The organism is uncultured Clostridium sp. (assembly GCF_947039605.1).
Lineage (GTDB): Bacteria > Bacillota > Clostridia > Clostridiales > Clostridiaceae > Sarcina.
Map to the genome: position 1 here is coordinate 1 of NZ_CAMQZG010000045.1, position 23,630 is coordinate 23,630.

The 23,630-nt window shown below is 27.5% G+C and carries 24 protein-coding genes; 22 read left to right on the plus strand and 2 right to left on the minus strand.

Going from position 1 to position 23,630, the window contains the following annotated elements; all coding sequences use genetic code 11:
• Positions 1-478: 478 nt before the first annotated feature.
• The 14 genes from Q0V24_RS13820 (at position 479) to Q0V24_RS13885 (ending at position 15,188) form a co-directional block, all read left to right on the plus strand.
• Complete coding sequence (locus tag Q0V24_RS13820) at positions 479-952, plus strand: hypothetical protein (protein ID WP_297522380.1); 474 nt, start codon at positions 479-481, stop codon at positions 950-952.
• 1,004 nt (positions 953-1,956) lie between these two features.
• On the plus strand, positions 1,957-2,358 hold the full coding sequence (locus tag Q0V24_RS13825; protein ID WP_297522381.1) for an RNase H1/viroplasmin domain-containing protein: 402 nt from the start codon (positions 1,957-1,959) through the stop codon (positions 2,356-2,358).
• A gap of 942 nt (positions 2,359-3,300) precedes the next feature.
• The gene (locus Q0V24_RS13830) at positions 3,301-4,218 is read left to right on the plus strand and encodes a tyrosine-type recombinase/integrase (protein ID WP_297522382.1); all 918 of its coding nucleotides are present in this window, start codon (positions 3,301-3,303) and stop codon (positions 4,216-4,218) included.
• 20 nt (positions 4,219-4,238) lie between these two features.
• Positions 4,239-4,736: a hypothetical protein gene (locus Q0V24_RS13835; protein WP_297522383.1), complete on the plus strand. Its 498-nt coding sequence runs from the start codon at positions 4,239-4,241 to the stop codon at positions 4,734-4,736.
• Between the two features lie 468 nt (positions 4,737-5,204).
• Complete coding sequence (locus tag Q0V24_RS13840) at positions 5,205-5,729, plus strand: hypothetical protein (RefSeq protein ID WP_297522384.1); 525 nt, start codon at positions 5,205-5,207, stop codon at positions 5,727-5,729.
• A 20-nt stretch (positions 5,730-5,749) separates the two neighbouring features.
• On the plus strand, positions 5,750-5,986 hold the full coding sequence (locus Q0V24_RS13845; RefSeq protein ID WP_297522385.1) for a hypothetical protein: 237 nt from the start codon (positions 5,750-5,752) through the stop codon (positions 5,984-5,986).
• A gap of 134 nt (positions 5,987-6,120) precedes the next feature.
• The gene (locus Q0V24_RS13850; RefSeq protein WP_297522386.1) at positions 6,121-7,035 is read left to right on the plus strand and encodes a hypothetical protein; all 915 of its coding nucleotides are present in this window, start codon (positions 6,121-6,123) and stop codon (positions 7,033-7,035) included.
• Positions 7,036-7,479: 444 nt separating this feature from the next.
• The gene (locus tag Q0V24_RS13855; RefSeq protein WP_297522387.1) at positions 7,480-9,315 is read left to right on the plus strand and encodes a M14 family zinc carboxypeptidase; all 1,836 of its coding nucleotides are present in this window, start codon (positions 7,480-7,482) and stop codon (positions 9,313-9,315) included.
• Positions 9,296-9,796 carry a hypothetical protein gene (locus Q0V24_RS13860; RefSeq protein WP_297522388.1) on the plus strand — a complete coding sequence of 167 codons (501 nt, stop codon included), beginning with the start codon at positions 9,296-9,298 and terminating at the stop codon, positions 9,794-9,796. Before Q0V24_RS13855 ends, Q0V24_RS13860 begins: the two co-directional genes overlap by 20 nt.
• A gap of 1,012 nt (positions 9,797-10,808) precedes the next feature.
• A complete protein-coding gene (locus tag Q0V24_RS13865; protein WP_297522389.1) occupies positions 10,809-12,167 on the plus strand; it encodes a hypothetical protein in 1,359 nt (452 codons plus the stop codon).
• Between the two features lie 167 nt (positions 12,168-12,334).
• Positions 12,335-12,550 carry a phage holin gene (locus Q0V24_RS13870; RefSeq protein WP_297522390.1) on the plus strand — a complete coding sequence of 72 codons (216 nt, stop codon included), beginning with the start codon at positions 12,335-12,337 and terminating at the stop codon, positions 12,548-12,550.
• Positions 12,551-12,586: 36 nt separating this feature from the next.
• Positions 12,587-13,000 (plus strand): N-acetylmuramoyl-L-alanine amidase, encoded by a 414-nt coding sequence (locus Q0V24_RS13875; RefSeq protein ID WP_297522391.1) that lies wholly within the window; start codon positions 12,587-12,589, stop codon positions 12,998-13,000.
• 320 nt (positions 13,001-13,320) lie between these two features.
• Positions 13,321-14,220 (plus strand): peptidoglycan-binding protein, encoded by a 900-nt coding sequence (locus Q0V24_RS13880; RefSeq protein WP_297522392.1) that lies wholly within the window; start codon positions 13,321-13,323, stop codon positions 14,218-14,220.
• The gene (locus Q0V24_RS13885) at positions 14,217-15,188 is read left to right on the plus strand and encodes a hypothetical protein (protein WP_297522393.1); all 972 of its coding nucleotides are present in this window, start codon (positions 14,217-14,219) and stop codon (positions 15,186-15,188) included. Before Q0V24_RS13880 ends, Q0V24_RS13885 begins: the two co-directional genes overlap by 4 nt.
• A 131-nt stretch (positions 15,189-15,319) precedes the next feature.
• On the opposite strand, the gene Q0V24_RS13890 is transcribed toward Q0V24_RS13885, so the two are convergent.
• The gene (locus Q0V24_RS13890; RefSeq protein WP_297522394.1) at positions 15,320-15,874 is read right to left on the minus strand and encodes a hypothetical protein; all 555 of its coding nucleotides are present in this window, start codon (positions 15,872-15,874) and stop codon (positions 15,320-15,322) included.
• A 40-nt stretch (positions 15,875-15,914) separates the two neighbouring features.
• Entirely contained in the window at positions 15,915-16,502 is a 588-nt protein-coding gene (locus Q0V24_RS13895; protein ID WP_297522395.1) for a hypothetical protein, read from the minus strand.
• Between the two features lie 479 nt (positions 16,503-16,981).
• Between Q0V24_RS13895 and Q0V24_RS13900 the strand changes: the two genes are divergently transcribed.
• From Q0V24_RS13900 to Q0V24_RS13935, 8 genes are all read left to right on the plus strand, one after another.
• Positions 16,982-17,359 carry a DUF3990 domain-containing protein gene (locus Q0V24_RS13900; RefSeq protein ID WP_297522396.1) on the plus strand — a complete coding sequence of 126 codons (378 nt, stop codon included), beginning with the start codon at positions 16,982-16,984 and terminating at the stop codon, positions 17,357-17,359.
• A 307-nt stretch (positions 17,360-17,666) separates the two neighbouring features.
• A complete protein-coding gene (locus Q0V24_RS13905; RefSeq protein WP_297522380.1) occupies positions 17,667-18,140 on the plus strand; it encodes a hypothetical protein in 474 nt (157 codons plus the stop codon).
• A gap of 1,004 nt (positions 18,141-19,144) precedes the next feature.
• Positions 19,145-19,546, plus strand: coding sequence for an RNase H1/viroplasmin domain-containing protein (locus Q0V24_RS13910; protein ID WP_297522381.1), 402 nt, complete (start codon positions 19,145-19,147; stop codon positions 19,544-19,546).
• Positions 19,547-20,488: 942 nt separating this feature from the next.
• A complete protein-coding gene (locus Q0V24_RS13915; protein ID WP_297522382.1) occupies positions 20,489-21,406 on the plus strand; it encodes a tyrosine-type recombinase/integrase in 918 nt (305 codons plus the stop codon).
• Between the two features lie 20 nt (positions 21,407-21,426).
• The gene (locus Q0V24_RS13920) at positions 21,427-21,924 is read left to right on the plus strand and encodes a hypothetical protein (RefSeq protein ID WP_297522383.1); all 498 of its coding nucleotides are present in this window, start codon (positions 21,427-21,429) and stop codon (positions 21,922-21,924) included.
• A 468-nt stretch (positions 21,925-22,392) separates the two neighbouring features.
• On the plus strand, positions 22,393-22,917 hold the full coding sequence (locus Q0V24_RS13925; protein WP_297522384.1) for a hypothetical protein: 525 nt from the start codon (positions 22,393-22,395) through the stop codon (positions 22,915-22,917).
• A 20-nt stretch (positions 22,918-22,937) separates the two neighbouring features.
• Entirely contained in the window at positions 22,938-23,174 is a 237-nt protein-coding gene (locus Q0V24_RS13930; RefSeq protein ID WP_297522385.1) for a hypothetical protein, read from the plus strand.
• A gap of 134 nt (positions 23,175-23,308) precedes the next feature.
• The coding region (locus Q0V24_RS13935; RefSeq protein ID WP_297522397.1) for a hypothetical protein at positions 23,309-23,630 on the plus strand (322 nt) is incomplete at its 3' end.

Genomic DNA, 23,630 nt, shown 5'->3' on the forward strand with positions numbered 1-23,630 from the left:
GAATATTTTGAATTTATAGATAATTGTAAACAAGGTAAAATACATTTATATGATGGAATAATTACTCCAGTAACTGATAATAAAGTCGGTGAAGTAAGTTTTCATACAATTAGAGCATTAGATTCTATTGATTTTTTAGAAAGTTATAAAGTATATAAGACTATAAAATAATATATATCAATACATATATATAAGGCTAAAATAATACACATATATACCTCTATACATATATACATAGAGGTATATATGTGTATTAAATAATATGTATTTATGTATTTATGTATATATTCATATAGAGATAGATATGTAAATGCATATATGTATCTATATGATGCTGAAAGTTTTTAAACTTTAAAGTTTAACACCAATGATACCGATAGTGTCATTGGTGTTTTTTATTATTTATGAGTAAAAAAGGAATCAAAAATACTTATGTAGAATTATATAAATAGTAAAGTTGTTGAAAGGGTGAATATATATGGTTTACAAGGTAGCAGAATTAGTTAAAGAGGTAGGAGTTTCAAGACAAATGATTTACAAGTATTTAAAAAGAGATTCGTTAAAGGCGTGTATAGTGGACTTAGATGGTGTTATGGGTGTGACAGAGGAAGGTTTACATATATTGAGGAATATTAAATGTAAGGAGGCGGATGTAAATGAAAGTTGTAAAGAAGAGACAAACAATTCTTTAAACGATTTACAACAAGAGTTAACAGATAGTTTGAAGAAACGAATAGAATTATATGAAGATCAATTAAAGATGAAAGATAAACAAATTAATGAATTAATACAAGTAACTCAAAATAATCAGGTTTTACAGAAGATGATATTAAGCAACACAGAAGTAAAACTACTTGCTTATCGTGAAGAATTAGAAATTAGAAGAAATAAGGTTCAGGAGGAAAATCAAAAAGGAATATTAAATAAAATAAAAAGATTTTTTAGAAAGTAACTGAAGATAAATTGAGTTTTTAAAAAATAATAGTCATAAACTTACTATTATATGCAATAAAGGTGAAAATATTCCTGTTTTTAGTAAAAAAAATTTGATTTATTTAGGAAAGATATTTATAATAAGAAATAGAGAAATAAAAAAAGGCCTCGAAGCTACCAACTTCAGGCGTATGGTAAACAGTTAAAGTGCAACTGAATACATTCCTATTGTAGCAAAAAATTAGCTACCTGTAAACTAGGGACTCAAATTAAGAGTATAAAATTTTAGAGGTGGAAGAAACTGTACCACACTACTAGCATGATAGGAAGCTAGAAAGTCAAAACTAAGGAGGCATGGTTAAAGCCTCAACATCCATTAAGATAAAGTCACTCTTATCTTAATGGGTTGCCACAGTAAAACTTTCAAGAGGTGTATGGCTATTAATCCTAAGTCAATTTATTGATTGATATGGAATCCAATTCGAACGGTATGAGGTTATATCAAGTATTCAAAGTACGGTATCACAAGGGTATTCGCAACTGAATCAAATAAAGGGATGTGACAAAAACTTAGAAATAAGTAACTTAGCTGGAGATATAAAAGCTAAGAAGTAGTTACAGGTAGAATGAGAAACTCTACAAACAAGAGTGAAGTGTGTCGCCGAGCATAGGCGTGAATGTGCAAGACAAGAACTGACAAACCATAATAAATAAAATTTAAATTACTTAATTGTTTAACGCGAAACCAGTATTCATAAAAGAATAGTGGTCTTTTTTTATATAAATTTCAAAAGAAATCAGCCCAATTGCGAACTATTTTCAAAGATACATAGGCTAACTATGTGGTTTTCTTAGCTAAGAACTGACTCATCAGCCTTTGGCTGTCAAGTCCTAGTAAAGAAAAACTACTCAATCCTTGGTAAACAAAAACACTTGAAAAGCTAACTAAGACCTCAACCAAGAAGGAACATAGGGAAGGCTAAGGTACTACCTTAAAATAGAGAAGAAGAAAGGAGTATAGATATGGCTAAAGTAGGAAAAGTTAAGAGTAAGAATCCAAGTAAAAGTAAACCTAAGAAATGGTATGCTATCAAAGAAGGTAAAGGCGTTAAAGATAAGATAGTTACTAGCTGGAAAGAATGTAGTGAGTTAGTACTCGGATATAGATCTATATATAAAAGTTTTAAAACTGAAGAAGAAGCTAAAAGGTATTTAGTATCTATAAGTGATAAGTGTATTCCAAGGATAAAAGAAAAGAATAAAATGATTATGGAAAAAGAGAAGAAAAGGAAAATAACTACAAAACCTTTAAATGGTGTACGTATTCCGATAGAACTTTATGATATTATAGCTACTAAAGCAGAAAGAGACTGTGTAAAATTAGAATCTTTAGTTACTGAGGCTTTAGAGGTCTTTTTTGAGTAATGTAAATAGAATAAGATGATAGAGCTTAGAGGTAATATGACTTCTAAGCTCTTTTGATTTTATAATGAGGTTGAAGTTTTTTGAAATTTATATGATAATTAATGAGGAAAGAAAATTTCTATTAAAACACATTTATTATTAATAGCTTTACGCTAGGTATTTTAAGTGTTTTTATTAGATTAATTCGTGGCTCAAAGAGCTGAATATGCAAATTAAGTGGCGAATACGCTGACATAGGAAATACTTTAATTATTTTTAATTTTAAAATAGTTAGAGCCTATACAATTAATTTAAAGGTGCAAACCTAAAAAACAGAATTATTTAAATTTAATATTTTTTTAAATAGTGATTTCATTATTTGATTAGATATATAGCACAGTTAATTATTATTTTTTTAATGTGCTAAGAGGACCACGATTATTCGTAGCACGAATTTATAGAATATAAATTTGTGCTTAATGTACATTTTTTCAGAATGAAAAAATGTATCATTCAAGTTTTATAAATTTATTTATAAAACTTGAAGTAGTGCTTTAACTTTTGTTGGTGCTAGCAATATTATTTTTATATTGCATTTAGTCTTTGCAGAGACGTTTTTATTTGCAGAGAAGGATTAGCCTGAAAATGAGTCAATTCTTTTAAAAGTTTATATATATTCGATTTTTTTTATTTAAAAAAATTTCTTATCTGTCCGCATTAACGCGACCTTTAGGGAGCGTTAATGCGGAAAAGTCCCTAGGTGGATTGCATATTTTTTTAGTACGACTATGGAGTGCTAAAACCCTCATAACTACAGGGGCCTTCGGGTTTTGAAAAAAACCTAAGTTGGAGGGGGTATTTATCTAAAAAGAAACTAATAATTATTCCAACCTAATGGGGAGCTTTAAAAAGTGGGGCATCCCACTTTTTTTATTTTATTTTTATAACTTAAGGAGGAACTTAATGGCTAGAAATTTAAAATATCAACTTAAAACTTGTGTAGATACAAATTTCAAACCTGGTATGGATAAACATTCTGATAAGAAAAATAAGGTTGAAAAAAATAAAAAAATCTACGGGTATTCGGATAGGAAAAACCTTATAGATTTTACTGCTAATTTTGCAGGTTTTATGAAAGAAAACTATTCTGAAGTAAAAATGGTTAAAGATATTAATTCAGAGCATGCTCAAAGTTTTTTGAATGAAAAATCAAAATTATGTACAAGAGCAACTCTAGAACAATATACAAGTAAATTAAATAAAATGTGTAATTTGGTGAATTTAACTTATAAAACTAATTTGAAATTTGATATAGGAACACCAGTTTCAAAAAGTGGAAATCAAATTATTAGAAATAAACAAATAACTAAAGAGCATTATGAGTTAGTTAAAGAGAATATTAAGGGTAATGGATTAAAAGGAATAGAATTATCTAGGGCTTTTGGACTTCGTGTTTCCGAAATAACGAAATTACAAAAGAGAGATATAGATTTAAAGAATAATATTGTTAGAGTTATAGATGGAAAGGGTGGTAGAGATAGAGCAGTTTGTATAGAAACACCACAACAGGTTGAAATTGCAAGTAGAATTCTTAATAGTGTAAGAGGAGATGGATTTCAAAGAATAGTTCCAGTAACAGATAATGCTGTTAATATGGCGTTTGCACGTGCTTTAGAGAGAGTTGGTTTAAAACAAGAGTATGTTGGGAATAAGATACACAGCATCAGAAAGCTCTATGCACAAGAAACTTTTGATAGGTATAGAAAGAGTGGAGATAGTATAGAAAAAGCCTTAGGGAAGGTTTCAGTGAATTTAGGACATAGTAAAGAGCGTGGAAAAGATAAGGACTTGATTAATAGATATGTTAAAGATATAAAATAGAATTATAGGAGTGATTTTTTATGGATAAAATAGAAAAATATAATATTATAAAGGGACATAATATTCATTATAGATTTAATGAATTAGATAAAATCGAAAGAATTTGGAAAATTCCAAAGAAACTTCATAACAAATTAAAGGTTGGAGATATAGTTTCAGTATTATTTAAACCTAAAAATGAAGAGAAATTAAAAATGAACCAAGTCTTTATAACAGGTATTGTTGAAGACTATGAGCATAAGGAAGATTTTATAGTTAGAACTATTCTTCAAAAAGTCTCTAAAGTAAAAACAGAAAAAATAAAACAAAGTTTAAACGGAATTGAAAAATATTTAGGGAATACGATATCACCAGCTAAGGAATTAGCTGATAAGTGTAATCTTTCTGAAAAGTCGATACAAGGCTTATTAAAAAAGTATAATGAAGAGAATGTCAAAAAGGCTATAGATATGTTTTTAGCGACTGATGATAAAAAGGCTCCTTTAAAATTTCTTAAATTTATTCTTGAAAAAATTTAAGAGGCTTTAACGAATTTATGGTTTTAAATATCAAGTAAACTAAGGTGAAAGTATGAGAATTTAATGGTTTAAAATAAGGGTATTGAGAGTATAAACACTTTTAGTACCTTTACTTGAATCTAAGAATAAGATGAGGTGAAAATAATGAAATTGTTTTTTGAACTTATGATAGTTTTATTTATAATTTTTATCCTGATCCTTATAAAGGGGATTTATTCTTTCTTAAAATTATTCAAAAAATGAAAACTACTAGGTATGAATGATACCTAGTAGAAAATAAATGGATGTATACTTTTTGTCTTTTTCATTATACATTAAAATTTTTTAGAACTAAATACTGATAATTTTACGAGTTGTTATCAGTATTGAATTCTTATACTAGATATAGTGTTATTTTATCATCCAACGAGTAAAAGTTGGAAATGGTAGATTAAAGATACAAGATAAACTTATAGGGGTGATTAATGTATGGGTAATTATTTATATTTAGGAATTAGAACGAAAGCATATGCAGATATTAGTGATTTAAAAAGATATAACGGTGCAGTAGATGCATATATAGGAGAATTAAATAAAAGATTTGATAAATCAATTTATGATATGAAAATAGATGATGATGGGATAGAAATATATCTTAAAGAAGAATATAAGAAGCCTGATGTCATGAGAGAATTCATATTAGAAGAATTTTTAAAGATTGAAATAAATGATGAGTGGATGCTTAGAAAGATAGAAAATCTAAAGAGGGCTAATACGGAAAATGAGATAATAAATGCGTTAGAACTCGGTAAGGACACGACAACTGTATATGTAAACCTAAGAAATATCCCCTTTAAACTAAATACAAGTTATAAAGTTGAAACATTAGCATTTTTACATGAAGGTAAGTTTTTCTTAGAGCAGCAAGAAGAACTTTCAATGTATATCATAAAGGTTCTTAGAAATTCTAGTAGTAATCCTTTAATTAAATCATTGGGCTTTTATGAATATTAAATTGAAAAGAGCTGATAAATTTGAAAATTAAATTCATTGAAAAAATTAAAGATGAACTACAAGAAGAAAAAAAGGCTAATGAATTAGATTGGGTAATTAAAAGTTGTTTAGAGCTAGGATATAAGGGGAACGGGTACATTGATGATAGAGATAAAATATATCAAGTCCTATATCTTACAGGAAAAGTGAATTTAATTAGAGAAAAAAGAATATTTTTCTTTTGGAAAAGAAGAAATTGTATAGAAATTAGGTCTTAAATAAAAGGTTACAGGTATGTAGCCTTTTTTTTTGCATTAAAAGTAAGAAAAAGTGTATAATATAAATATAATAATGTTGCCAGACACTGTCTGACATATGTCAGACAAGTGAAGATTGTAAGGGGAGAATTAAAATGAATGAAAATAAAAGAGTCACATTTAGGCTTAATGAGGAAGAAGTAGAGAAGTTTAAGGCATTTAGTGAACAGCAAGGAATTAATCAAGCTGAAGCATTTGCAAAATTGATAGAAGCTATGGAATTAAGTAAGGCTAAGGCGATAGTATCAGACAGAGCGAAAGAAATAGAGAGCATAGAAAGTCATCTTAATGCTATTCAAGGTATTTATCTTACTGCATTAGAGATAAATCAGAACGCAGAAACCGTTATAAAAGAGAATTACAGCAAAGAATTAAACTCTAAAGATAGTATTATCATAGAACTTCAAGATAAGAATAAGGCATTTAAGGAACAAGTAGAGCAAATTAAAGAAGTTAATAAGGTTAATAGCGAACTAAACAAGGTAGTTGAGGATATTAATAAGCAGCTACTGGATAAGATAGAAGAAGTTAAAAGGGTTAATGAGAGTAATAGCACTCTAAATGGCATAGTAGCAGAATATAAAGAGTTTAAAGTTATTAATGTAGAATTAGAAGAAAAGAATAAAAATCTTGTAGAGAGCATTACAGACGCTAAAACAACTATAAAGGATTTAAATAATAAGCTTGGAGCAACAGAAAAGGAATTATCTAATATCAAAGAGTTTTATCAGCAAGAGATTAAAGAGTTGAAGTCAGACAATAAACAAACATTAGCAGATAGCATAAAAGAGCTAAAGCAAGAGCATAAAGAAACTATTAAAGACATTAAAGCAGACCATAAATCAGAATTAGCTGATATTAAGAAGAGTTATGATAAAACTATCAAAGATTTAAAAGCAGAAACTAAAGAAGAGATACAAACTATCAAATCTGATAAAGATATCATCATTGATAATCTTAGAAAAGAAATAGAACAGCTAAAAGCTGTTCCAAAAGAAAAGGAAAAATAAAATCAATAAAGGCATCTAAATATTTTGTATTTAGATGCCTTTTTTCATATCCCCAAAAACCTATTCGCCTTTTGATCCGTTTCGGAAGTGCTTTTCTTAATTAGCTTGTCCACTTGGTTTAGCGTGTGGGTACAAATAAAATGATGAAAATAACTTCAAAAAGCGAATAGTTTTGTGGTGTAACGAGAAGTACTATATCGTTTTGCGATAAAATACTTCAAAAATATATTTTTAAAATAAAATAATGAAAAAGTTGCTAAAGCCTAATAAAAAATCGTTTATATAGTGAACGGTCTTTTATTAGGCTTTTTTATTTTGAAAATTATTAAAGTTTTTTTTGAAAAAAGTTGCTAAAACGATATTTTGAATCGTTTATATGGTGAAGGGACATTTGAGGCAGATAAATATAACAAATAAAAACAAAAGAGAAAAGGAGAGAAAGAAATGGATTTTAAACAATTATTTAATATTCCAGCAGGATCTGTTGTATCAGGTAGAGCATTTAATCCAAATGCAAAAGCATTAGTTGATTTAGATGTTAGAGATGAACATGGAACAGCAATTAGCGGTTCAGAGGTTAGTGCAGGTGATGAGTTAACAGTGCTTGATGTTAGTGCAAGTAGACAATTAGCATTAGTGCAATATCCAATTAGAGGAGGAAGAATAAAGCAAGGGTATGTAAGTAATAATGTTAAGTATATAAGTTATTATAATCAATATACTTTTCATAACAAATCAACTTCAACAGAAGTAATTAATGCAGATGGTACTCATTTAGGTTCATTAGATAAAGATGAAACATGTACTCCTCTTTATAGTTCAGATGGATTAACAGAGGTAGTTTATGATACTAATCAAGGAATTAATACAAAATCAGGATTTATAAGAAATTCAGATAATGCGATGAAAGGTGCTTTCTTCCAAAGTATGGAGTATCCTCAAAATGGAGGCGGATATAAACACACATATGGTTATAGTGGAAAAGGAAGAGAGTTAAATTACTATAAAATAGGTAGTGGTAGTAAGGCGTTAATTTATACATGTGCGGTGCATGGTTGGGAAGATAATTGGGAAGGTGATGGAATTGAACTTGTGAGAATAGGAAACCAATTAGTAGATCACTTTACTAAAAATGGAACAGGTGATTTTACGCTTTATATAATTCCAGCGGTGAATCCGGATGGAGTTGCTGAAGGCTTTACTAATAATGGGCAAGGAAGATGTACTATCATTGGTGCAATAGATTGTAATAGAGATTTTCCAATAGCTTATATTCCATATGGGCCATCAAGACATTGGACAAATACAAAAGCCTTAAGTGTTAGTGAAACAAGAGCATTAGCAGAACTTATTCAAGGTACAATAATAAAAAGTCATAGTGATTGTTATTTAATAGATATGCATGGTTGGGAACAATCAGCAATAGGAAATCCTGATATAGCAAAACACTTTATAAGTAAATTTAGTTTAGAGCCTAAATTAAATAGATATGGTGATAATGGTTATTTAATTGAGTGGGCACATAATATAGGAATAAAATCTATGTTATTAGAATTACCAACTGATACACATAGTCATGAGCAGGTTGTTAGTAGAAATTATGCAGGTAAAATAATAGAAGGTGTTTCAGAGCTTATAAATGCAGTTAGGACAGGCTGGATAAATAAAGATGGAAAATGGTATTACTTTAATAGTGATGGAACAATGAGAACAAATGCATGGCTTACACAATCAAACGGTCAAACGTTCTACCTAGGAGCAGATGGAATTAAATATATAGGAAAACATACTATAGGTGGAGTTGAATATACATTCAATAGTGCTGGAATCCTTCAAGGATCTATAAATGAAGGTGGTTCAGGAACAATTATAGGACCAGTTACTCAAAATGATTTATTTAATGTTTTACATGGACTATATAATGCAGGAGGAGGTCTTACTAGTATACGAAATTGTGAAGTTTTAAATTATTTAAGGTATTTAAGATATGGTAATAGTGATGATACAAGTTCTTTAGTTTGGAATTTTTTAATTCCTCCTAATAAATCTTACAACTCTATAGTAAATTCAAATAAAAATTTAGCAGCGCAAGCTAGTATGTTTACAGATTCACATACTATAGATATTTATGGTTCAGAAATTGGTATCCCACATTTAGCTATAACTACTTTATGTTATAATGATGGATTTTTAAAAAATTTAGTTATCCCATCTTTTTGGACTGGATGGGGGGGGGGATTTAGCAACTCTACTAGGACAAGTGATTTATTATTCAAGTAATTTAAATAATACAAGCACAACATTTAATGATGATGTATATAATTATGCTTATAAATTGATAGGAGGGGATAATACCGTTTCAACATTTGGATTAAGTAATATGTATGAAGATATTGATGCAATTTATTTAGCAAATCATTTATCCGAGAAACCGATAGATATATTAGTTAAAGAGTATTATAAAGAATTAAAGAAAAATAGAAAACAAATATTCACAGATAGTGTATTAAAAAGTGGAAAATCACTATTTGAATCTGTATATGAAGAATTTACTGGATATAATGGCTTGAAAAGACCAGGAAGCACAGTTAGTGGATTAGGAAAATTTATTTTAAAAGGAATAAAGAATAATAACAATATATCAAAAGAGAGTGCAAAAAAACTTTATGATGAAACTTATGTAGGGGTAATATATAAAATAACTATACAAGCTTTTGTTGATAAGATAAATTCAATTGATGAAAATGGCTTTTTAAATTAATAAAAGCCTATCCATAATCCAAAAATAAGAATTAAAAAAATAACTATGTAAAAAATACTACGACTTAATAAAGCTACTGAAACTTCTTCTTTTTTATTATGTTTAATATTATAGATTTTATAAATAAAATAAAATACACGTAATGTTATATAAATATATATTATTGTAATGATTAAACTAAAAATATTCAATAAATTATAGCCTCCTTTAGATTAACTTAATAAATGGTGTTATAATACTTTATTATAGCACCATTTAAAAAATATTAAAGAGAGGAGACTTATGATAAATTTATTAAAAAAAATTTTTATTATAATATTAGATACTCTTAGTATAGTATATGTTATGTACTTATCAATAAATGTAATTTTGTGGTGGCCATCAATATTTTAGAAAGTAAATTTAATAATAAACCACTAAACTTTACATGATACACATTAAATAATGATTATTTAAAGATGGGGAAATTTAATGAAGTGTTGAATAATAAACTTTTAATAGAGTTTCTAATGAATCCTAGAGATTCTATTATTTTATATTATAAGAATATTTAAAGTTTGAAAAGTTCGGTTGTTAGTACACCAATCTTATATGTTTTTCTGGGAGAGAAAAAAGAACTCTAAGTTTTGATATTCAATCACATGACTTAGAGTTCTCTTTAAAAAGGGATATATAGCCCAGAGGGTTTTAAACATTGAAAATGTTATTACACAGGGGGGTGAATTTAGCAAAGGAAAGTATCCTGTAGATGAATTTATAATTAAAACTTGTTGTGATGCATTTGGAAATAAGGTGAAAAATTTAAGTAGTGAGGGATATTTATAGATAATAAAAAAGAAATTAGATAAAGTAAATCTTTATCTAATTTCTTTTTTTTGCTGATTTTATTATAATTGTTTTTTTATTTCTAAATTGTAGAATATCTTTTTTATGTGTATACTAAGAAAAAAAAGGTCTAATTAAATGTATTGATAATATAACGTCCATACTATATGAAAGGAGGACTATTAATATGAATATTCTAACAGAATATTTAAGAGGGTTATTTAAAGAATTAGAACCCATAGAATTTTATAGGAACATATTTAAAAAGGAAAAATTACAACAGAAAGAAATATATGAAAAAAGAAAATATAACGGGATAGCCGTTGAAGTAACAAAAGAGAAAAAATTTAATGGAGAAGAAAGAATTCTAAGACATACAATAACCGATGATTTGGAAAAAATAAAAGAAATTACAAAAAGAGATAATTTTTGTTTGATGTCACCTATCAGTTATATTGGAAAAGCTAGAAAGAGTGAAAATGCTAGATGTTTATATGCGTTAGCAATAGATTTGGATGGAATTATTATAAAAGACAACGGAGATCCTGTGGGATTAAAGACTTTATTTCATCAAATAGAAAATATTAAAAGAATACCTATGCCAACAGTTATTGTATCATCAGGTACTGGATTACATTTATATTATATTTTTGAGGAGCCAGTGATGTTATTTAAAAATGTTGTTAAACAACTTCAAAAATATAAAAAGGAATTGACTAGAATAGTATGGCAAGGATATATAACAACACTAGAAGATAATGTGCAGTATGAAAGTCTCTTTCAAGGGTTTAGAATGGTTGGGACAATAACAAAGAAAGGAGAGCGTGCTAGAGCATTTCTCACAGGTAATAAAATTGATATAGAATATTTAAATTCTTTTGTAAGAGATGAGTTTAAAGTAATTGAATTTAGTTATAAAAGCAAATTCTCTTTAGAAAAAGCTAAAGTGAAATTTCCTGAATGGTATGAAAAAAGAATATTAAATAAAGAGCCTAAAGGAACTTGGACTACAAATAGGGCTGTTTATGATTGGTGGAAAAAAAGAATTGTAGATGAAGCGAAGACGGGACACCGATATTATTGTTTAATGATGCTTGCTGTATATGCTAGGAAAGCAGGAATAGAGCAGAGAGAACTTGAAAAAGATGCTTTTATACTAATGGAGTTATTTGATAGATTACCAGCAAGCATTGATAATCCATTTAATGAAAAAGATGTATTAGATGCACTTCAAGCTTATGAAGATAGATATATAACATATCCGATAAATAGTATTTCATATTTAACAGATATTCATATAGAAAAGAATAAACGTAATGGATTAAAACAAGGAGATCATTTGGAAATAGCTAGAGCTATTCAAAAAATCAAAGATAGACAGCAACAAAAAAATTGGAGAGAGCATAATGGAAGACCAAAAGGGAGTGGAACTAAGCAAGCAGTTGTAAAAAAGTATCAAGAAACTAATCCTGATGCTCGTAAAAATGATTGTATTAGAGATACTGGTCTTAGTAAAATGACTGTTTATAAATGGTGGAATCACTAAAGAAGATTGAAAAACACTAATGGTAGATAGAGTTTGAAAAATATTTTGAAAATAAAATAATGAAAAAGTTGCTAAAGTCTAATAAAAAATCGTTTATATAGTGAACGGTCTTTTATTAGACTTTTTTATTTTGAAAATTTATATGTAAAAGGTAGGAGGTGAAATAGGTGGAAAAAGTTTTAAAGTATTTTAAAAAAATCAATAATGTAGGATCAATTGTTGCAATAGCTAGTTTAATTATTGTTATTCTGACGGCTAATCATATAAATGTTGATGGAAATAGAATAATGGATACAGTTAAGTCGGTATGTTCAATATTAGTTATACTCGGGATTTTAAATAATCCAGCTACGACAGGATTAGATTTACCAGGAAAAAATTAAAGTACAAAATATAAAAAATAAGAGGAGGAAATAGTAATGATTAAAAAAATAGCAGTTAGAGGTGGACATAATTTTGAAGCAACAGGAGCATCTGCACTGATTGATGAAACTACAGAGGATAGAAAGGTTAAAGATGCACTTATAAATGCGCTTAGAAGTGATGGATATGATGTTATAGACGTAACACCGAGGAATTGTGATGTTATTACAGATTTAGAGTATGGAGTTAATAAAGCAGAAGAATTTGGAGTAGATTTATTCATTTCAGTACACTTTGATAAGGCTTATGATAGTTATGAGGGGGCTTTAGGTCACGCGTGTTGGATTTATGGTCAGGGAGGTGATGCAGAAAGCATTTCTCATAGAATAGTTGATTCTGTGGTTTCTGGAACTGGTTTTAAAGATAGAGGGGTTAGGGTAAATCCTAAGTTATATGGGGTAGCGTCCTAAAAATGCGGATTTTACCCGTTAAGACAATTTGACCCGCTGTTTCCAATAGGTTGAGTGATTTTAGTATTTCATCAAAGCTCTTTTAGAAGATAGGATTATGTTGAAATTAGAGATAGTTTTGGTATAAGTCTATTGGGACACCTTAAAGCATTGATTTTACTTAACTGAGGTATTGTCCCAATAGGGTAAACTCAATTGATACAAATCATTAAATTTATTTCTTAACGGGTAAAATCTGCAAAAATAGGACGATATCCCTTTTAGAGCAAGAAGTAAGAATAAAAATTTATGAATTATTAGAAAATCATAAGTTAGATAAGTTGTTAAATACTTCAGATGATGATACGTCATCTTATTTAAAAAGATCCATCGATAATAAATTAAAAGATACGTTAAAAAGAGATTTCAAATGGAATAAGTATGAATATGCAATACCATTTAATGAGTTAGAAAATTCAGAAGATATATTAGCTTGTTTTTCAGGGGTTAAAGGAAGAACAGGTGGAGAAACATATTTAATTGATATGCATGGATGGGAAGGATCTATGGTTGGAGATTCAAAAATAGGAAGACACTTTACAGGCAAGCTAGGTTTAGTTCAAAAAGGATTCGGAAATCCAAGAGGATTCTTAGTTCAATGGAGTAATTCTATTGGAATAATATCATCAATAATGGAGCTACCAAGCTCAATATATTCACATGCAGATGTAGTAAGACTAAATTGTGCTGGGAAAATAATCGAAGGGTTAACAGAGATTATGGGAACAACAGGTGGCGGATCTACAAGTGGAGATTATAATGGACATATAAAATCAGGAATACAATATGTAAATATAAGAACTGTACCAACAACAGCAAATAATACACCAATAAGTAAGTTATATGGAGATAATCCTATAAAAATTATTGGAAAAACAAAAGCGAGTGATGGATACTACTGGTATAAATTTGAGTATAATGGTGGATATGCATATGTAAGAGAAGACTTTGTAATAACAAATGCTAATATTCCAGTAATTACAGAGGGTGGAGGAAATGATAATGGTGATTTAAAGATTGGAAGTAGAGGAGATAGAGTTAAAGACTTACAATCAAAATTAGCTTATGTAGGCTTACCAGTTTCAATAGATGGAGTATTTGGAGAAGAAACAGAAAAAAATGTGAAAGAGTTTCAAAAAATACATGAACTATATGTAGACGGAATAGTAGGAAAACAATGAAAAAGCTTGATGAAGAAGTTAAAAAGTTTGAGGATATTCATCATGTAAACCCAGCAGGGAGTATAAGTAAGTTAGCAGCTGAAGCTAAAATGAAAGAAAGTTTATTAGGTGGTTTTTTTGATGCATTAGGAGTAGCACCGAGTGAATCTTATAAATATGATGATGGTGGAATTTTTTCATTCGAATATTATTATGCTCAAAAAGAAATTGATATTTCAGGAGTAACAGTTCAGAGTGCTATTAATACACTTGAAAATTTAAAGATAAGTGATTTTAAAAGTTTTAATTCCTTAAAAAATGGATTCATACAGTTAAATCCTAGTAGTCATGTAACACTTCAAATTTTAGATGGACAATTTACAGGTATACAAACAAAAGTTAATGATTATTTGACAGAACAAATATATAATAAAGGTACAATTCAAAATATTTTAAAAGATAAAAGTTTACTAGGAACTAATATACTTAGTGATGCAACATATCAATCTATATTTAATTTAAATAATGTTTTAGGATTAGATGATCATAAGTTAGAATGTGAGTTTATAGTTGGGAAAGATCTTACTGATTCAGATAAATTTTTATTTTCTTTTGAAGTACAAAACTTTATTTATAATGAGGGAAATGTTGTCGGAGCAATAAATGATATCGTAACTCTAGGTATAAGATTAGAGAAAATAGATGAATTACTAAAAAAGGGTATTGATAATGCTTTTGATTTTATTATTACTGAATTAAGAAAGTTGTTAAATTTATTCAAAGAAGATCCTGTACTTGCTTGTGGAATTACAGCGATTATTGCTGCATTAATATTTTTAGCGCCAGAAGAAATTGCAGCTAGTATTATAGGGGCAGCTATATTAGCAATAGATGAAGTTATAGATTTTATAGAAGCTACACTAGAAAAAAGTTTTTTAGGATCAACAATAACAACTGGGTTAGGTGCTTTTAGAAAAATAAGTGAATAAAATTTTATATTAAAATTTTCATTTGTATGAGTTAAAAAATTTAATATAATACTTTAAAATAAAGTTTATTATTAAACCGTACATCAACTTAATTGTGATGTACGGTTTTCCATATTTAATTTTATGTTTTTTTATATTAATGTAATATTTTTATAAATATTGTTTTTTAAATTTAAATTAGTATATTTAGAATTTAAATCATTAAAGGTTATAGTATAAATATAATTATTATTTACTCGGTATTCATATCCAGCATTTTTAGGCGTATTGAGAATATTAGAACCTAGTTTTATATTTGCTTCAGTATTCTTAGAAAATGGATATTTAGTAACTGTTATTAACATATCTTTTTGATATTCTAAAGTAATATTATTAGTTCCTGTAATAATATTTGAAAAATAATTAGGGTATTTTAATTTTAAAGTTCCAAAAATAAGTGTATTATCAGGACTTGTAGTACTTGGTGGTAATATTTTCTTTTTACTTGCTATAATATATCCAAAATCTTTTTTCTTTTTTTGGTTAATTGTAGCTAAATCATTTATGCTACCTGTATAATTAGTTTGTAAAATATATACATTTTCATGTGTGAAAATAAATGTTTTTTTCTTTAAGTAAAATAGTGTTAATATGCTTATGCATATTAAAATAATCAAACTTAAAATTATTTTCGATTTTTTGGTCATAATAACTCCTTATAATGTTTGTTGTAAATTTTATAATAATTTAAAATGTATGTATTAGGAGATAAGTTAATGGATTATATAAGAAAATAATCAAAATAATCGCTATTATAAATGTTATTTTAGTTGATTTTTTTATTATAAAGAAATCAATAAAAGTTTTAAAATATAAAATAATAACAAAAATATAAAAAACTTCTTCCAATACAGTAGAAGTTATAATTATAGGAGTGATGAGTGTATCAGAAATTTTTTGATAATATAAAATTTTTAAAACCTTATATAAAAGAACCCCTCCCCATAGAATAAGTGGAATTAAACTATATAAAATAATATTCAATAAATTTCTTTTGATTCTTTTTATGTTATTTATAGTCTCAAATTCAACTTTAATTCCACCAAGTATCATAAATAAGATTATTCCTGTAAATGTACCAAGTAGACTTAAAAGTTTATTTTCAAAATAAAAAAGTCCTTTAATAACAAAAATAAATTTATTTTTATATTTATATGAAATCGATATTTTTTGTCCAATTTTATAAACTTTAGATTCATAAGTAATAGGACTTTGTGTTAATAAGATATTACTTCCACCTATTGTTGCATTTATAATAGGTGTGTAATTATACACTTTTTTTCCGCCTTTAGCAGTAGTATAAGATTGAGTATAACCTACAACTGTTCCATTTGTTTCAGTACCAAATGTGCCTATTAAAATCCCACTAAAATAATTATTCCAAGACCCTATAATTACTCCTAATATTAATAAAGTTAAAAAAATACTTAATTTTTTTTTGTGAAAACCACTTTATTATTAATCATTTTTATATTTAATCTCCTTTTAATCTTTCTTGTTATTAGTAGAGATTATTAGAAAAATATGAGGATAATACGTTAAAGACTCGTAAAATAAATATTAATTTTAAGAATTCTTTTCACATCAATTATATACTAAAATTCTTAAATATATTTTTTGGTGTTGAATTTTTTTGAGAAATTTATATAAAAAAATTATAAAAACAAAAAATATTATGAGAATAATAAAGCAATTTATAAATTTAGAGTTTTAATAAAAAATCAAAATAATAAACAGTAAAAGGAGAAATTAATATGGAGAAGTTTTTAATATACTATGGAGTAGATACAGAAATTGAGTTTCCTAAAATCAAAAAAGAAAAAATTAGACCAGCTTTTTCTTGGGGATTTTATGCGACTCTATCAAAAGAAAATGCAGAGAACAACTCCAATATAGTAAATGTTTATGAAGTGAAAAATATTGATAAACTTAATATAAAAATTTTTGAAAGTTATAATGATGAATATTTTGAATTTATAGATAATTGTAAACAAGGTAAAATACATTTATATGATGGAATAATTACTCCAGTAACTGATAATAAAGTCGGTGAAGTAAGTTTTCATACAATTAGAGCATTAGATTCTATTGATTTTTTAGAAAGTTATAAAGTATATAAGACTATAAAATAATATATATCAATACATATATATAAGGCTAAAATAATACACATATATACCTCTATACATATATACATAGAGGTATATATGTGTATTAAATAATATGTATTTATGTATTTATGTATATATTCATATAGAGATAGATATGTAAATGCATATATGTATCTATATGATGCTGAAAGTTTTTAAACTTTAAAGTTTAACACCAATGATACCGATAGTGTCATTGGTGTTTTTTATTATTTATGAGTAAAAAAGGAATCAAAAATACTTATGTAGAATTATATAAATAGTAAAGTTGTTGAAAGGGTGAATATATATGGTTTACAAGGTAGCAGAATTAGTTAAAGAGGTAGGAGTTTCAAGACAAATGATTTACAAGTATTTAAAAAGAGATTCGTTAAAGGCGTGTATAGTGGACTTAGATGGTGTTATGGGTGTGACAGAGGAAGGTTTACATATATTGAGGAATATTAAATGTAAGGAGGCGGATGTAAATGAAAGTTGTAAAGAAGAGACAAACAATTCTTTAAACGATTTACAACAAGAGTTAACAGATAGTTTGAAGAAACGAATAGAATTATATGAAGATCAATTAAAGATGAAAGATAAACAAATTAATGAATTAATACAAGTAACTCAAAATAATCAGGTTTTACAGAAGATGATATTAAGCAACACAGAAGTAAAACTACTTGCTTATCGTGAAGAATTAGAAATTAGAAGAAATAAGGTTCAGGAGGAAAATCAAAAAGGAATATTAAATAAAATAAAAAGATTTTTTAGAAAGTAACTGAAGATAAATTGAGTTTTTAAAAAATAATAGTCATAAACTTACTATTATATGCAATAAAGGTGAAAATATTCCTGTTTTTAGTAAAAAAAATTTGATTTATTTAGGAAAGATATTTATAATAAGAAATAGAGAAATAAAAAAAGGCCTCGAAGCTACCAACTTCAGGCGTATGGTAAACAGTTAAAGTGCAACTGAATACATTCCTATTGTAGCAAAAAATTAGCTACCTGTAAACTAGGGACTCAAATTAAGAGTATAAAATTTTAGAGGTGGAAGAAACTGTACCACACTACTAGCATGATAGGAAGCTAGAAAGTCAAAACTAAGGAGGCATGGTTAAAGCCTCAACATCCATTAAGATAAAGTCACTCTTATCTTAATGGGTTGCCACAGTAAAACTTTCAAGAGGTGTATGGCTATTAATCCTAAGTCAATTTATTGATTGATATGGAATCCAATTCGAACGGTATGAGGTTATATCAAGTATTCAAAGTACGGTATCACAAGGGTATTCGCAACTGAATCAAATAAAGGGATGTGACAAAAACTTAGAAATAAGTAACTTAGCTGGAGATATAAAAGCTAAGAAGTAGTTACAGGTAGAATGAGAAACTCTACAAACAAGAGTGAAGTGTGTCGCCGAGCATAGGCGTGAATGTGCAAGACAAGAACTGACAAACCATAATAAATAAAATTTAAATTACTTAATTGTTTAACGCGAAACCAGTATTCATAAAAGAATAGTGGTCTTTTTTTATATAAATTTCAAAAGAAATCAGCCCAATTGCGAACTATTTTCAAAGATACATAGGCTAACTATGTGGTTTTCTTAGCTAAGAACTGACTCATCAGCCTTTGGCTGTCAAGTCCTAGTAAAGAAAAACTACTCAATCCTTGGTAAACAAAAACACTTGAAAAGCTAACTAAGACCTCAACCAAGAAGGAACATAGGGAAGGCTAAGGTACTACCTTAAAATAGAGAAGAAGAAAGGAGTATAGATATGGCTAAAGTAGGAAAAGTTAAGAGTAAGAATCCAAGTAAAAGTAAACCTAAGAAATGGTATGCTATCAAAGAAGGTAAAGGCGTTAAAGATAAGATAGTTACTAGCTGGAAAGAATGTAGTGAGTTAGTACTCGGATATAGATCTATATATAAAAGTTTTAAAACTGAAGAAGAAGCTAAAAGGTATTTAGTATCTATAAGTGATAAGTGTATTCCAAGGATAAAAGAAAAGAATAAAATGATTATGGAAAAAGAGAAGAAAAGGAAAATAACTACAAAACCTTTAAATGGTGTACGTATTCCGATAGAACTTTATGATATTATAGCTACTAAAGCAGAAAGAGACTGTGTAAAATTAGAATCTTTAGTTACTGAGGCTTTAGAGGTCTTTTTTGAGTAATGTAAATAGAATAAGATGATAGAGCTTAGAGGTAATATGACTTCTAAGCTCTTTTGATTTTATAATGAGGTTGAAGTTTTTTGAAATTTATATGATAATTAATGAGGAAAGAAAATTTCTATTAAAACACATTTATTATTAATAGCTTTACGCTAGGTATTTTAAGTGTTTTTATTAGATTAATTCGTGGCTCAAAGAGCTGAATATGCAAATTAAGTGGCGAATACGCTGACATAGGAAATACTTTAATTATTTTTAATTTTAAAATAGTTAGAGCCTATACAATTAATTTAAAGGTGCAAACCTAAAAAACAGAATTATTTAAATTTAATATTTTTTTAAATAGTGATTTCATTATTTGATTAGATATATAGCACAGTTAATTATTATTTTTTTAATGTGCTAAGAGGACCACGATTATTCGTAGCACGAATTTATAGAATATAAATTTGTGCTTAATGTACATTTTTTCAGAATGAAAAAATGTATCATTCAAGTTTTATAAATTTATTTATAAAACTTGAAGTAGTGCTTTAACTTTTGTTGGTGCTAGCAATATTATTTTTATATTGCATTTAGTCTTTGCAGAGACGTTTTTATTTGCAGAGAAGGATTAGCCTGAAAATGAGTCAATTCTTTTAAAAGTTTATATATATTCGATTTTTTTTATTTAAAAAAATTTCTTATCTGTCCGCATTAACGCGACCTTTAGGGAGCGTTAATGCGGAAAAGTCCCTAGGTGGATTGCATATTTTTTTAGTACGACTATGGAGTGCTAAAACCCTCATAACTACAGGGGCCTTCGGGTTTTGAAAAAAACCTAAGTTGGAGGGGGTATTTATCTAAAAAGAAACTAATAATTATTCCAACCTAATGGGGAGCTTTAAAAAGTGGGGCATCCCACTTTTTTTATTTTATTTTTATAACTTAAGGAGGAACTTAATGGCTAGAAATTTAAAATATCAACTTAAAACTTGTGTAGATACAAATTTCAAACCTGGTATGGATAAACATTCTGATAAGAAAAATAAGGTTGAAAAAAATAAAAAAATCTACGGGTATTCGGATAGGAAAAACCTTATAGATTTTACTGCTAATTTTGCAGGTTTTATGAAAGAAAACTATTCTGAAGTAAAAATGGTTAAAGATATTAATTCAGAGCATGCTCAAAGTTTTTTGAATGAAAAATCAAAATTATGTACAAGAGCAACTCTAGAACAATATACAAGTAAATTAAATAAAATGTGTAATTTGGTGAATTTAACTTATAAAACTAATTTGAAATTTGATATAGGAACACCAGTTTCAAAAAGTGGAAATCAAATTATTAGAAATAAACAAATAACTAAAGAGCATTATGAGTTAGTTAAAGAGAATATTAAGGGTAATGGATTAAAAGGAATAGAATTATCTAGGGCTTTTGGACTTCGTGTTTCCGAAATAACGAAATTACAAAAGAGAGATATAGATTTAAAGAATAATATTGTTAGAGTTATAGATGGAAAGGGTGGTAGAGATAGAGCAGTTTGTATAGAAACACCACAACAGGTTGAAATTGCAAGTAGAATTCTTAATAGTGTAAGAGGAGATGGATTTCAAAGAATAGTTCCAGTAACAGATAATGCTGTTAATATGGCGTTTGCACGTGCTTTAGAGAGAGTTGGTTTAAAACAAGAGTATGTTGGGAATAAGATACACAGCATCAGAAAGCTCTATGCACAAGAAACTTTTGATAGGTATAGAAAGAGTGGAGATAGTATAGAAAAAGCCTTAGGGAAGGTTTCAGTGAATTTAGGACATAGTAAAGAGCGTGGAAAAGATAAGGACTTGATTAATAGATATGTTAAAGATATAAAATAGAATTATAGGAGTGATTTTTTATGGATAAAATAGAAAAATATAATATTATAAAGGGACATAATATTCATTATAGATTTAATGAATTAGATAAAATCGAAAGAATTTGGAAAATTCCAAAGAAACTTCATAACAAATTAAAGGTTGGAGATATAGTTTCAGTATTATTTAAACCTAAAAATGAAGAGAAATTAAAAATGAACCAAGTCTTTATAACAGGTATTGTTGAAGACTATGAGCATAAGGAAGATTTTATAGTTAGAACTATTCTTCAAAAAGTCTCTAAAGTAAAAACAGAAAAAATAAAACAAAGTTTAAACGGAATTGAAAAATATTTAGGGAATACGATATCACCAGCTAAGGAATTAGCTGATAAGTGTAATCTTTCTGAAAAGTCGATACAAGGCTTATTAAAAAAGTATAATGAAGAGAATGTCAAAAAGGCTATAGATATGTTTTTAGCGACTGATGATAAAAAGGCTCCTTTAAAATTTCTTAAATTTATTCTTGAAAAAATTTAAGAGGCTTTAACGAATTTATGGTTTTAAATATCAAGTAAACTAAGGTGAAAGTATGAGAATTTAATGGTTTAAAATAAGGGTATTGAGAGTATAAACACTTTTAGTACCTTTACTTGAATCTAAGAATAAGATGAGGTGAAAATAATGAAATTGTTTTTTGAACTTATGATAGTTTTATTTATAATTTTTATCCTGATCCTTATAAAGGGGATTTATTCTTTCTTAAAATTATTCAAAAAATGAAAACTACTAGGTATGAATGATACCTAGTAGAAAATAAATGGATGTATACTTTTTGTCTTTTTCATTATACATTAAAATTTTTTAGAACTAAATACTGATAATTTTACGAGTTGTTATCAGTATTGAATTCTTATACTAGATATAGTGTTATTTTATCATCCAACGAGTAAAAGTTGGAAATGGTAGATTAAAGATACAAGATAAACTTATAGGGGTGATTAATGTATGGGTAATTATTTATATTTAGGAATTAGAACGAAAGCATATGCAGATATTAGTGATTTAAAAAGATATAACGGTGCAGTAGATGCATATATAGGAGAATTAAATAAAAGATTTGATAAATCAATTTATGATATGAAAATAGATGATGATGGGATAGAAATATATCTTAAAGAAGAATATAAGAAGCCTGATGTCATGAGAGAATTCATATTAGAAGAATTTTTAAAGATTGAAATAAATGATGAGTGGATGCTTAGAAAGATAGAAAATCTAAAGAGGGCTAATACGGAAAATGAGATAATAAATGCGTTAGAACTCGGTAAGGACACGACAACTGTATATGTAAACCTAAGAAATATCCCCTTTAAACTAAATACAAGTTATAAAGTTGAAACATTAGCATTTTTACATGAAGGTAAGTTTTTCTTAGAGCAGCAAGAAGAACTTTCAATGTATATCATAAAGGTTCTTAGAAATTCTAGTAGTAATCCTTTAATTAAATCATTGGGCTTTTATGAATATTAAATTGAAAAGAGCTGATAAATTTGAAAATTAAATTCATTGAAAAAATTAAAGATGAACTACAAGAAGAAAAAAAGGCTAATGAATTAGATTGGGTAATTAAAAGTTGTTTAGAGCTAGGATATAAGGGGAACGGGTACATTGATGATAGAGATAAAATATATCAAGTCCTATATCTTACAGGAAAAGTGAATTTAATTAGAGAAAAAAGAATATTTTTCTTTTGGAAAAGAAGAAATTGTATAGAAATTAGGTCTTAAATAAAAGGTTACAGGTATGTAGCCTTTTTTTTTGCATTAAAAGTAAGAAAAAGTGTATAATATAAATATAATAATGTTGCCAGACACTGTCTGACATATGTCAGACAAGTGAAGATTGTAAGGGGAGAATTAAAATGAATGAAAATAAAAGAGTCACATTTAGGCTTAATGAGGAAGAAGTAGAGAAGTTTAAGGCATTTAGTGAACAGCAAGGAATTAATCAAGCTGAAGCATTTGCAAAATTGATAGAAGCTATGGAATTAAGTAAGGCTAAGGCGATAGTATCAGACAGAGCGAAAGAAATAGAGAGCATAGAAAGTCATCTTAATGCTATTCAAGGTATTTATCTTACTGCATTAGAGATAAATCAGAACGCAGAAACCGTTATAAAAGAGAATTACAGCAAAGAATTAAACTCTAAAGATAGTATTATCATAGAACTTCAAGATAAGAATA